This window comes from Paraburkholderia adhaesiva, assembly GCF_021390575.1.
GTDB classification, from domain to species: domain Bacteria; phylum Pseudomonadota; class Gammaproteobacteria; order Burkholderiales; family Burkholderiaceae; genus Paraburkholderia; species Paraburkholderia adhaesiva.
In genome coordinates, this window is the sequence record NZ_JAJEJQ010000001.1 from 2,435,866 (window position 1) to 2,447,907 (window position 12,042).

The 12,042-nt window shown below is 57.8% G+C and carries 9 protein-coding genes; 4 read left to right on the plus strand and 5 right to left on the minus strand.

Annotation, left to right across the window (positions count from 1 at the left end; genetic code table 11):
• Positions 1–509: 509 nt before the first annotated feature.
• A protein-coding gene (locus L0U80_RS11030) for an IS3 family transposase (protein ID WP_233862016.1) occupies positions 510–1,672 on the plus strand; the annotation gives its coding sequence in 2 pieces (ribosomal slippage) (positions 510–765 and positions 765–1,672; 1,164 coding nt in all).
• Here L0U80_RS11030 and L0U80_RS11035 read toward each other — a convergent pair.
• The 3 genes from L0U80_RS11035 to L0U80_RS11045 all read right to left on the minus strand — a co-directional run bounded on the left by L0U80_RS11035 (position 1,665) and on the right by L0U80_RS11045 (position 3,789).
• The gene (locus L0U80_RS11035) at positions 1,665–2,120 is read right to left on the minus strand and encodes a hypothetical protein (RefSeq protein WP_233864054.1); all 456 of its coding nucleotides are present in this window, start codon (positions 2,118–2,120) and stop codon (positions 1,665–1,667) included. The genes L0U80_RS11030 and L0U80_RS11035 overlap by 8 nt on opposite strands.
• 50 nt (positions 2,121–2,170) lie before the next feature.
• A protein-coding gene (locus L0U80_RS11040) for an IS3 family transposase (protein ID WP_233864055.1) occupies positions 2,171–3,282 on the minus strand; the annotation gives its coding sequence in 2 pieces (ribosomal slippage) (positions 2,171–3,033 and positions 3,033–3,282; 1,113 coding nt in all).
• A 66-nt stretch (positions 3,283–3,348) separates the two neighbouring features.
• Complete coding sequence (locus L0U80_RS11045) at positions 3,349–3,789, minus strand: hypothetical protein (protein WP_233864056.1); 441 nt, start codon at positions 3,787–3,789, stop codon at positions 3,349–3,351.
• Positions 3,790–5,151: 1,362 nt separating this feature from the next.
• Between L0U80_RS11045 and L0U80_RS11050 the strand changes: the two genes are divergently transcribed.
• The 3 genes from L0U80_RS11050 to L0U80_RS11060 all read left to right on the plus strand — a co-directional run bounded on the left by L0U80_RS11050 (position 5,152) and on the right by L0U80_RS11060 (position 10,092).
• Positions 5,152–6,287, plus strand: a protein-coding gene (locus L0U80_RS11050) for an IS3 family transposase (protein ID WP_373322092.1) whose coding sequence is annotated in 2 segments (ribosomal slippage) — positions 5,152–5,407 and positions 5,407–6,287 — 1,137 coding nt in all. Because the reading frame shifts where the segments join, the coding sequence is not laid out codon by codon here.
• A 674-nt stretch (positions 6,288–6,961) separates the two neighbouring features.
• A complete protein-coding gene (locus L0U80_RS11055; RefSeq protein ID WP_233864057.1) occupies positions 6,962–8,545 on the plus strand; it encodes a patatin-like phospholipase family protein in 1,584 nt (527 codons plus the stop codon).
• A gap of 245 nt (positions 8,546–8,790) precedes the next feature.
• The gene (locus L0U80_RS11060; protein ID WP_233864058.1) at positions 8,791–10,092 is read left to right on the plus strand and encodes a hypothetical protein; all 1,302 of its coding nucleotides are present in this window, start codon (positions 8,791–8,793) and stop codon (positions 10,090–10,092) included.
• A 513-nt stretch (positions 10,093–10,605) separates the two neighbouring features.
• Here L0U80_RS11060 and L0U80_RS31655 read toward each other — a convergent pair.
• Together L0U80_RS31655 and L0U80_RS11070 are read right to left on the minus strand one after the other, a co-directional pair.
• Positions 10,606–10,758, minus strand: coding sequence for a hypothetical protein (locus L0U80_RS31655; protein WP_308444852.1), 153 nt, complete (start codon positions 10,756–10,758; stop codon positions 10,606–10,608).
• 359 nt (positions 10,759–11,117) lie between these two features.
• Positions 11,118–11,957 (minus strand): hypothetical protein, encoded by an 840-nt coding sequence (locus tag L0U80_RS11070; protein WP_233864060.1) that lies wholly within the window; start codon positions 11,955–11,957, stop codon positions 11,118–11,120.
• Positions 11,958–12,042: the final 85 nt, after the last annotated feature.

Below are 12,042 nucleotides of genomic sequence, written 5' to 3' on the forward strand. Positions count from 1 at the left end.
GCTACATCCACAATATGTGACGGTATTTCTGACGGTATACGGCCGTTTTTTGCGATTCGTATACCGTCACGATCCTGGAACTTGGCTGTTCCGTGCTCCTGCAACTGGCGGTCTGCCGCGCCAGTGTTGGCGTTACGCCGGATCAACCCGGAAGACTCACTGCGGGTATTTTTCAGCTTGGCGCGGGTTTTCCAGCGGGATCGTTGGGAATTAAGGATATGTGCATCGCGGTTGATGCACGCACTCCTCGTTGCGTTGCATCAACGCGCTGAAGCCGCACATCAACTCGGACATCCGTTCATTTTGATAACAGTTTCTCAGCAGCTACCCGACATCCAGCGACGCTGAACATACAACGGATCAATGACTTAGTCTCCGACGGATTCGGTGTTGCCCGCGCCCCTCTTCGGCAGGGGCAGGTTGGTAACGACGAATAGGTTGAGGATGTAGTGGTCTAATGAATCCGGACACTGATTTAGGCGAGAATGGTCGCCATGAAGAGGTGTCTGATGAGCAAGCAACGACGTACGTTTTCCCCGGAGTTCAAACAGCAAGCCGCCTGTCTGGTGCTCGACCAGGGCTATAGCCATATGGAGGCAAGCCGCTCGGTCGGTGTCGGCGAGACGGTGCTGCGTCGCTGGGTGCAGCAACTTCAGATGGAACGCCAGGGCGTCACGCCGCAGGGCAAGGCAATCACGCCGGATCAACAGCGTATTCAGGAACTCGAGGCGCGTATCGAACGCCTCGAGCGTGAGAAGGCCATTTTAAAAAAGGCTACCGCGCTCTTGATGTCGGAAGGCATCGAACGTACGAAGTAATTGATCAGATTGGCGCAAGCGAATCGGTCGAACTGATCTGCGCGGTATTCGACGTATCGCGATCCTGCCTGTATGCGTACCGGGAGCGCGCCCAGCGCGTTGACGCCGAGCGCATGGCACTGCGTAGCCGGGTACACGAGCTGTTCGTCGAGAGTCGAAGCTCTGCCGGCAGCCGCAGCATCATGGGCATGATGCGCGAAGAAGGTACGGTGATTGGCCGCTTCAAGGTCAGCCGCCTGATGGAAGAACTCGGGCTTATCTGCAAGCAGCCGGGTCGCCATGCCTACAAGCAGGCCACGGTCGAGCGGATCGATATCCCGAATCATCTCAATCGTGAATTCGAGGTTGGTACGCCGAATCAGATCTGGTGTGGTGACATCACCTATGTCTGGGCGCAGGGCCGTTGGCATTATCTGGCCGTAGTGCTCGACCTGTTCACGCGTCGGGTTGTTGGCTGGGCGTTCTCGACACGCCCGGATGCCGATCTGGTCGTGCAGGCGTTGGAGATGGCCTATGAGCAGCGTGGTCGTCCGCAAGGCTTGCTGTTCCACTCGGATCAAGGCGGCCAGTATGCAAGCCGGAAATTCCGTCAGCGCCTGTGGCGCTATCGGATTCAGCAGAGCATGAGCCGTCGTGGAAATTGCTGGGACAACTCCCCGATGGAAAGGCTGTTCCGCAGCTTCAAGACGGAATGGCTGCCGTCAGTGGGGTACACGTCGACGCAGGAAGCACACCGGGATATCAGCCACTACCTGATGCACCGTTACAACTGGATACGGCCGCATCAGTTCAATGACGGACTGGCGCCGGCTGTTGCGGAAGAAAAACTTAACGCAGTGTCCGGGATTAGTTGACCACTACAATTACCGGTGGTTTGTTTGGAAACGACGCCTTCTGGCTGGCTGGAAAGTGCTCCAGCCAGCAGACAGCCGCTTCAGTCCAGCCGATATCCAGCAATTCATATTTCGCGTATCCGACGAGATCTCCTTCATCGGATACCGAGGACATCACGAGCCCACTCGACGCCGTCGGAACCAACTGCGCATTCAGTAGCAAGCTTTTGAGGTTTGCGAGAATGTGATGCACGGGTGAAGAATTGGCGTCTCCGTTGATCAGATCATTGGTCTGGCTTTGCGCCTGGTTTAAAAGAAAGTCGACCATGGGGGCGTTGGACGTTGGGTCGGCTCTAATGGCGGCAATCGCGGCCAACGCCCTTTGTCTCAGAGAATTGAGCTCATCAGGGTCAGCCTGTGCTGCGGCGAGAGGAGCAAGATTCTGCGTGACGGAGGCGGGCGTATTCATCTTTTGACTCGTCTTTGCGATATTGACCTGCCTGATTTCTTCGGACCGGTTCAATCTTGGAGAACGGCCTCGGTTGCTTCAGTTGAACAATACCGCTGCTTAAACTCGTTGGGCGTCAGGTAGTCCAGCGCCGAATGCGGCCGAATCGCATTGTAATGACGCCGCCACTGCTCAATCACGACTTTGGCTTCGACCCGTGAGCGGAACCATTCCAGGCTCAGACATTCGTCACGGAACTTGCCGTTGAAGCTCTCGTCTGCACCGTTCTGCCACGGCTTGCCGGGATCACTGAGCGCCATGTCCATTCCGTTCTGTGCGGCCCACTTCAAGATGGCGCGGGACACAAACTCTGGGCCGTTGTCCGAGCGCAGGTAACGCGGTGTGCCATGCAGGCTGATCAATTGCGACAGCACTTCGATTACCCGCCCTGAGCGAATCGACCCGGCAACATCGATGGTCAGACATTCGCGCGTGTATTCATCGATCACCGTCAGGCACTTCAACTGCTGACCGTTGGCGCATCCATCGAACACAAAGTCGTAAGCCCAGACGTGTCGTGCTGCCGTGGCTGGTGTCGGCCAGGGACGACGAACCGACACACGCCGACGCGGACGCTTGCGTGGCACCTGCAATCCGGCGAGCCGCCACAGTCGCCATGCTCGGTCGGCGCTCATCGGGTAGCCCTGCCGTTCCAGAAAAATCTGGATGCGACGGTAGCCGTAGCGCGGGTATTGCGCCGATAGCACGCACATGGCCGCCGTCACGGGCGCATCCCGCTCAGCCAGCTTCGACTGGTAATGCAGCGCTGATCTTGCCACCAGCATCAGCGCGCACGCTCGTCGCTCCGACAGGCCCCGTGCCCTCGCATAGGCAACCTGCTGGCGTCGTGCGCACGCGCTCACCACTTTTTTGCGTTGATCTCCTTCATCACGTCCAGTTCGAGATCGCGTTCGGCCAGCATCTTCTTAAGCCGGGCATTCTCCTGCTCCAGCTGCTTCAGGCGCTTGACGTCCGCCGCATCCATGCCGCCAAAGTGCTGGCGCCAGTTGTAGATCGTCTGGTCGCTTACCCTGTATTTCTTCGATACCTCCGCGACCGACGTTTTGTCCGCCTCGCGCAGCATCGTGACCATCTGCTCTTCCGTGAACCGGCTCTTTTTCATGACTTCCTTCTCTCGGTTGGAAGCCATTCTCTCAAGTTTCAACTGGTCCGAAAATCGCCGGGCAGGTCAATATCGGCAAAAGAGGCAGCGGGCGGGCCGGATACGTTGGGCCCTTTGAATAGCACGAATGCGAAGTACGATCGGAACGAATGAAGGCCCATAGGTCGCCGCCCGATCGAACAAGCATAGGTTGGCGTTCGCACCCTGCGAAATTTCGTCGTAGCCGTTATGCCGTCTAGCAGACATTCGATGCGTCATACGAAACGCGATCGCGGGCGGATAGAACCAGTCTTCGTGCGTCTCGAACAAGCCCGCGATTCGCCTCTTCTCGCCATAAGTATTCGAAAGTGCTTGCCGTCCGCGGTCAATACGGAAGCCGCCGATAATCCAATGATCTTTGGCGTGCGTAGCCGACGGCGTTGCCGTCATCCGCCACGAAGGATGAAAAACAGTTTCTGTGCGAATTTTTCTTGGGAAAATGCTCGTCATTGAGCCGGCAGCGGCCACGAGAGGTCTCGTGAATCGAGAACCCTAGTCGTTGGCAGATAGAGTACATTGGGCTCCTTAGTTGGTCGTGAGCATACGGCTCCGCCGCGCAGTTCCCAACGTAATCGGATGCGGCGCACGTCCATCTGGCGTTCAATCGAGCGTCCCTTACCACGTCTAAACTGCGGAACTTACTGGCAAAAACATCCTGCTACGAAAATACAACGGCGAAAGCAGGACAGTCCGAGCTAGCCATCGGACCATGACTCAAACTAACCTACGGCCGGCGAATAACTGGCGTAAGCCATAACGCGACTCCACGCCCTGAATGTGGTCAATGGCCGCGACGGGTTGCCTGCAGCCGTTTGCTGCCCCGCGAGGTACGGGGTGCGTGAACAACTACGCATGAAACCTCATGGACGATCTGTCGCATGAATGCCGAACAACACCGTGTTTCACGACCATATTTCATCAATATTGCTATCTTTTTCGAGCTTATCCCGCAGTGCAAAACGGGACGCTCGCTGCGTGTGAGCGCTGCATTCAGGAGGCGCCTGATCTTGCAGATGCGCATTCAACCTCGCGCCATTGCACGACCCACTGGGAGAGACTCGATTTTATCGAGGACCGTTCCGTGTGAAGTTTCCGGCCCGTACAGGGGAGTGGCAGCACATCACGGTCGCATAACTGCATGCCTGCGAGAGACGGAGAGAGGCGGCAGGCCTCTGAACGCGACGTATGCGGCGTTGCGCACAGATTGCTTTCCGCTTTACTGCCATAAATCGGAAAGTTGCGCTCCGATCTTCGCGGCACGTTACGCCGAACTTGATGAGCGTCAGTGACCTGAGGACAATTTATGCCCTTACAAAGTGTCGGCTTCTTCGCACTCGGCGAGCTAGCGATCGTATTCGTGATGGCTTTGTTGATCTGGTCTCTGGGAATACCCAATTCACAGGAATCAAAGCTGGTTCACTTCGCGGCTGTCATACTCACGACCCTTGCCCTCATTTTCTTGCTTAGCATGGCAATGTACTACTGGGAACCCAGTCTTCCCAATCTCAATCCCAGTGACGGTCGAGGAGCGAAGATTTTCGACCGATGCGCGCAAATCATTCCGCCAATCGTAACGCTTGTCATAGGTTACTTTTTTGGTCGACAGGAAAAGTAAACACTAGCAATCGAATGCTCACCTGCGCTCGATCGTTCGAGCTAGCTTCCGGGCGTTGCAGGGGAAGAACTGCAGGTTTCTTCGACTTCGGGACTTCAACGGCAAATGGCCTTCTCGACGGCTTGAACAGAGGTGGCCGCGCAAATTCGGACAGTCGGATAAGTGGTTTGGCCGGGGCCTGAGCCAGCGATAATGCTGGCAAAGGAACCGAGGAAATGACGAAGAGAACCCGACGGACGCACTCAGCGGCGTTCAAAGCGAAAGTGGCACTGGCAGCGGTCAAAGGTGAGCGCACGCTGGCCGAACTGGCACAGCAGTTTGATGTACATCCGAACCAGATCACGGAATGGAAGCGGCAGTTGCAGGAGCGTGCGGCAGACGTGTTTGGTGCGACAGGTGCACCGTCGAGCGATCCGCCGGTGGACGTGAAAACGCTGCACGCGAAGATCGGGCAGTTGACGCTGGAGAACGATTTTTTGTCAGGAGCGCTCGGCAAAGCCGGACTGCTGAGCGCAAAGCGATGATTGACTGTACGCATGCGCTGCCGGTTTCGCGACAGACGCGACTGGTTGGCATCGCGAGATCGAGCGCATATTACCGGGCGCAGCCGGTCAGCGAGGTCGATCAGTTGCTGATGCGGCGAATCGACGAACTGCACATGGAGTTCCCATTTGCAGGGGCGCGGATGCTGGCGCGCCTGTTGCGCCGGGAAGGCCATGAGGTGGGTCGCCGTCGCGTACGCACGCTGATGAAGCGCATGGGCGTCGAGGCGCTGTACTGCAAGCCGAACACGAGCCGCCGCAACGCGCAGCACAAGATCTGGCCGTACCTGCTGCGCGGCATGAAGATCGAGCGTGCCAATCAGGTGTTCGCCCTCGACACGACGTACATTCCGATGGCGCGCGGCTTCGTGTACCTGACGGCAGTGGTGGACTGGGCGAGCCGCAAGATTCTCGCGTACCGGGTCGCCATCACGCTGGAAGCCACGCACGCCGTCGAGGCGCTGGAAGAGGCGTTCGCCCGCTACGGACTGCCCGACATCGTGAACACCGATCAGGGTAGCCAGTTCACGGCGGGCGCGTTCACCGAGGCGGTGCTGAGCCGGGGCGTGCGGCTGTCGATGGACGGCAAAGGGGCCTGGCGCGACAACGTGTTCGTCGAACGGGTGTGGCGCAGCATCAAGTACGAAGAGGTCTACCTGAAAGCGTACGAGTCGGTCAGCCATGCCCGGCGCTCCATCGGCGAATACGTCGAGCTGTACAACCGGAAACGGCCCCATTCGAGCCTGGCGGATCAGACCCCGGATGAGGCATACTTCGCGACGCTGCCTGCGATCAAATCGGCAGCATGATTGCCTCGGACGTTCCACTTAAAAATCTCAGATGACTGTCCGAACGAGTGAGGCCACCTCTAACCTTGGAATAAGGCCGATTTCTTCCACGTCTGATCTCAATGGGCTTCGTTTACCACCAGGCGTCTAGAATTGAAAACCGAGATTGCGTGGGCCATATGCAAGCAAACTCTCGAGATGGTTCACGTTTTTGTCTTCGAAAAAGTTCGTGGATGGCCCGGGCTGGGAAACACCGCATCATAGCAGCAGGCTCGACGTACTAGCGGCGGAGGGTCTGCTTCCGCACTAAGTATCGAATGCGGTGTTCGCCAGTCGATTTATTTGCTGACCTCACGGGAAACGCAATCTGTCCCGACCTGCTCAGCGACTATGCGGATTCGCGTGGATACGATAACTCGGGTGACGGACCGAGGAAGCCTGGTTTTGTGGACGAAGCACAGTCAAAATCGCGACGCCGAAGAAATCGCGAGTGTGACTCATGAAGGCGTGGTAGTGACCGAAGACGTATGGATCGTCGACGCTGTGCTCCAGTACGAGATCGAGTTGCGTTAGGCAGGCCACACACCATCGGTCTCGTGCATTGCTATCGTATTCGCCGCGGAAGCACAACTCCACGCGGACCGAGCTGGACGGCAGTGTTCAGTAGCAGAGGACATACAAACAGTGAGGCGACCATGAATGATCGATATGGCCTGCGCACCATTGCCGTCGTGGCGGGCGTGTGCCTGTGCCAATTGTTGACGAACTGCTCGAGTATTCCACCGTCCTTCAGCGGGGCGCCAAATGACTGCTGGCCGATGGGAACGAGCGGCAACCAGGTACCGTCGTCCAGCGCGCCGAAATGCGGGTCTCAGTCAGCGGGTACGCCGGTCGTCCAGCCAGACAATCAGACACGCGGGACGGACATTGTCAAGGCAACCGAACTGTCCGACGGGACGTTCGTCGGAATCGCGCTTTCGGGCGGCGGCAGTCGCGCCGCGAATTTTTCCGCCGCTGTGCTCTACTACCTGAAGGAGGCGGCCATTTTCGACCCAGCACATGCCGCAATCATCTCGTCTGTATCCGGTGGCTCGCTAACGGCCGCCTATTTCGCTGTGTACGGCGACGCGGGTCTCATAACCGTCAAACAAAAAATGTTCCAAGACTTTCAGAGTTCCTGGGAAGCACGCTGGTTCTATCCGGGAAATGTGGTCAGATATTGGTTCACGCCCATGAGTCGCACCGACATCATGGCCGGTGTCTTCGATGAAAAGCTGTTAGGTGGAAAGTGGGTTACCTACGGTGACCTTCCAGGAACCATGCCCAAAATCGTCCTGAACTCGACTTCGGCGATGCAAAATCGATTTTCATTCACCGATACATCCTTCAATCGCCTATACGCACGACTCGGAGATTTCCCCATCGCCTATGCGGCTGCCGCTTCCGCTGCATTCCCCGCCGCGTTTAGCAGCGTCGCCCTGCGGGACTACAGTCCATCCAATGGTTCCCCGCTGTCTTCAGAGTCACGCGACAGCTATGTCCATGTGTTCGACGGTGGCCCGTCGGACAACCTCGGCGTCGACGCCATTCAACAAGGTATTCTGACAGTGGGCAGGAAAACGACCGCGAAAAGCTGCCTAATGATTATCGTTGACGCTTACCCCGATGAATCGGACGAAGAACCCCACACGCCGGATACAAGGGGGCTGTTCGGTAGACTCATTGATCAGAACGCGATGTGGGCTATGGATACGTTGCTGACGCAACGTCGGCTCGACACCCTGCGAGAACTCGACTACTGGAACAACTCCCAGACTTCGGGCTCGTCGTTCAGCGTAAACTCGCCGCTGAAAGTCAGAAACCTGGTAAGTGGCAAGCCGGCCATTCTCAACACTGACCCGCCCGGGAACCGGTCCGTATGGGTGGCTGATATTCAAAACTCGCGGAATGTCTGCACAATTTGGCACCTCACGTTCGATCATCTGCCAATACTCAGCCGCGATGACTCATTTTCGCGAACCGAGCCTGCACTGCCAGAAAAGATGGTGAGGATTGCGACTATTGCGAACTCAACGCCAACTTTGTTTTATCTGAAGCCCTATCGAAACCTCGACTCCGCCACCGTCCAAAATGCGATCTTTTGTGCGGCCAAGATCCTGGTAACAAAAGACCAGCAGGCTTTGGACAGGGTGCGACAGATCGTCGGTGCGAATGCCTCCGGCGATCAGAGCGAATTCGGCAACGATGATGTATGTGACAAATCATTCGACTATCAATAGGGGCGACACAAAACGGACACTCCACTCACTTGATACGGGCAGCATGCACGCAGGGGTCAGGAATGCATACCAAGCGGAAATACAGATGGCTTTCGCTCGTGGCGGGCGTCGCCCCCTTAGGGCTGTCGGGCTGCGCGCTCTGGATTCCGGGAGGAGATCCAACAGGCCCACAGGCTTTGGTTGAGACGATTGCTCCGGATTGCGAGCTACCCCGTCCGACCGCTCTGTCGCACGGGATAGCAAGCGTGGTTCTCAACGAAGCGTTCAATCGCGTGCGCAGCGCGACACCAGTGGATATCGATACACGTGCCTCTGCGGCGGCCGCGGCGAGCGGGGTCGTGCTGACTAACCAGAAGATCGGCGCACCGGTGCAACATGTCAACGCCACTTCACTTGTGGCTCATGACAACGCGCGTATTCAGAATCTACAAAGCACGCTTGCAGCATTGCAGGCGGCGTTCAAGGCAAATGACAACTCGGTCGAATACGAGCTGGCCCGGCGCATTCCATGGCTCGCTGACGAAGTACTGCCGAGTGGACGTCTCTCCGGCTCACAACAATCGGAGGCGGCAAACGCCACGCTCAATCTGATCAGTTTCGTAACTGATAAGAAAGCCACGCTCCTGAGCAAAAATAGCGGTGGAGCCACGACGACGTTCGGTGCCGGTGACCAGAAACAACTCTTGCCGACCCTTCAGCAACTTGCCGGCCTAGCGCCGTTCCGGCTTGTAACGCTGCTCGTCGCGCAACAGATCATTGACCAGTTTCCCGAACCACGCACGGACGCCACCGAAACTCCGCAGCTGATTGCGCTCGTCGCGATTTTCAATGCTGCCGACTTTCTCGCAACGTATTTCGACGCTTACTTCAGGAGCAATCAGTTCATTCAGGTAACAGTCGACGAAAGGGCTCTTGAGAACGAGGTCCTCAACCTTTTCAACACGCGGTTGAGCTCGCCTCTCCCCGACAGCGCGCAAACGGATTTGCGCAATGCGATTGCTGCGGCCTGCAACAAGATTGCAGGAAATTGCGCATCGCCGCCGGCGCTCGGAACCACGAGTTTCATCGCCTTGTTTGGGCAGTCCGTGCAATTCGGGGGCGTCACCATTGCGGTCAGCGACACCGCGGCGGGAAAGCCAGTGCGGGCTAGCGCGCCAGCGGTAGGTGTTTTTGGTCCCCAGATGACACAGGTGCTAATCGAAGCGCTGTTCGACGCAAACGGCCCGCATCCGCCCGCGCTCACCACCTCGACAGCTTGTGTGACCGGCCTCTATTCGATGAAGAGCGAATGTGTAGCGCCCACCAAAACCGATAGCCTTTGGTCGAAGACGAACCTTGTGGGTAACGCAACGGAGGGGCTGATGACGGCTGGCGTTGGCACCGTGATTCGTGGAGGCAATGTCGCAGCGCTCAACAACGAGGCAATCGCATCGATCGTCGAAACACTGGCGGGTGTGTCCACCCGCAAGGCTGTGCAGCAAATCATGGCGTTCTGTGGTGGCAATCCATCGTCGGCAAGTGTCTCTCAGCAAGCCACGTCAAAATAACCGCGGCGTGTGTTCCGCGATTTGCATCACACCATTGGCGGCAAAGCAGATGCTGCGGGCGGCGTCTCGCATCCTTCGTGGTAAGGTCGCCGACGAGGCTTCGGTCGACATAGCGCCTCAATGCGCTAACAACGCGGCGTGCTGGGCCTCGTAATCGATGTCGGTGCCCATCGGGGGGCCGAATAGTTGCTACCTGCTGCTCCCGCCCGACGAATTTTCGGGTTTGCCGCCGTGGGACAAAGGCGTGAAATTGCGTAAGTGACGTGGCTTAAGCGTCGGTGATCGCGACGTGACGGCCGTCGGAAAGATGGCGCCGAGAACGCACGAATGGATGATTCGGCCCCGTCAACCTCGTCGAGAAGACTCGGGTTGGCCGAATGCGCGGGGATGCACGGCGGGACGAACCGGCGCAAGGCGACGGCGTGTTCGATCCACAGAATCACGTCATAGCCCGTTCGGCGTAGCTGGTCCGGCGCAGTCATCAGTTCCGCGAATGGCTGTTGGCTGTCCACGTCAATACTCCTCGGGAAAGAGCAACGTCGTGACGCTGCGATCAGCCTCGGTGATGATCCACACGCGTTCGTTGGCGATCAGGTAGCTCGACAGGATGCGCGCGCCATTCACGACTGCCCACCGGTTCGCCTCGGCGTCTTCGGGCGGCACCATACCCCAGTCACCCCACGCGTGCCGCCGCAGGTACTGTTCAGCGTCGATTCCATTTTTTTCTAGGTGCAGCAAAACGCTGCGGGTCGCGACTGTTCGCCCTAACGGGAACAACGGACGTGATGGAGGGGGCGGCACATCACAGCGATCATCGGGGTTGCTTGATGGTGAGAATTTGCAGGACATGAAGGTCTCCTTCGTGGAAAAACGCCCTCCACCACAAACACGCACCCCGTAAACGGACGAAGCCGGAGCATTGCGCTCCGGCTTCGGTGTGGTGTTGCGGCAAAGGGAATGGTCCGGGCCGTCAGGCCCGATTGCTTAATTGCGTGATTGCACGCCCGTATTCAGGTGTTGCACCGTCACTTCTGTGTGACCGCCGGTTGCTGCCCAACCGGCCAGGCGTTGATGTCGTTCATCACCTGTGGCTCGATGCCGAGATAGCCGTGGGGCGAGTGTCCCTCACAGTCCGATTTCCAGTCGCCTCCGCCCTCATGGGATTCTTCGGCGATGAAGGGATACCCGCTGCTTTCGGCCAGTCCCCTGCCGCTGGTGTACGGCGACGCAATGCACACGTCACCCTTGTTGCCGACATACAGCACGCGGAATTTCTCAGGGTGATCGGCGTGAACGCTAGCTAAACCCGAGTGATGCTTGATGACCACCGAGACCGGCGAAGTCAGGATGTAGGCGTCCGCAAGTTCCGGCTCACGGTTGAAGATGTTGGCAACCGAGATCGTCCCGCGACTCGTGCTGATCAGCGCCACCTTCGCACCGGGGAACCGCTTGTGAACCTCGGCCACGATAGCCTCCGCGTCCTTGAGCGCGTCCTTGCTCATGCGATAGCCGTCAGTCGCGCCATCAGCAAAGTCGGACGGGGTATCGACCATGACCGTCGCATCGCCCTGTTGAATCCAGTAACTCGCCGTGCGGATCGTAAAGTTGCCCTTGGTACGTGTCGGGCCGTCGGTGCTCAAGGACAGGTCGCCGCCGCCTCCGGGGAAATCGAGCACAACCCACGTGGGCGTCTGTGTTTCGGTTTCGATGTAGATCGGCTGTGTGGCGTCAGGTCGGCTTTGCAGCGTCACGAGATCGCCCGTGTGCGGCGGGAACGAGTGCATATCGGCATACGCATTAACGGGCATTACCGACACGACTGGCAGTACGACAGACAGTGCAAGAATCAATCGCTTCAGCTTCATCAGGTCTTCTCTCGTCGGTTATTGTTGGATGCAAAAACGGCACCTGCTTTACCACAGGTGCCGTCATGGTAGGGCTGTGCCGCCG

Excerpts from the sequence above, each read along its gene's own strand:
- L0U80_RS11035 (WP_233864054.1), bottom strand. The coding sequence starts at position 2,120 with ATGAATACGCCCGCCTCCGTCACGCAGAATCTTGCTCCTCTCGCCGCA.
- L0U80_RS11055 (WP_233864057.1), top strand. The coding sequence starts at position 6,962 with ATGAATGATCGATATGGCCTGCGCACCATTGCCGTCGTGGCGGGCGTG.
- L0U80_RS31655 (WP_308444852.1), bottom strand. The coding sequence starts at position 10,758 with ATGGTGCCGCCCGAAGACGCCGAGGCGAACCGGTGGGCAGTCGTGAAT.
- L0U80_RS11070 (WP_233864060.1), bottom strand. The coding sequence starts at position 11,957 with ATGAAGCTGAAGCGATTGATTCTTGCACTGTCTGTCGTACTGCCAGTC.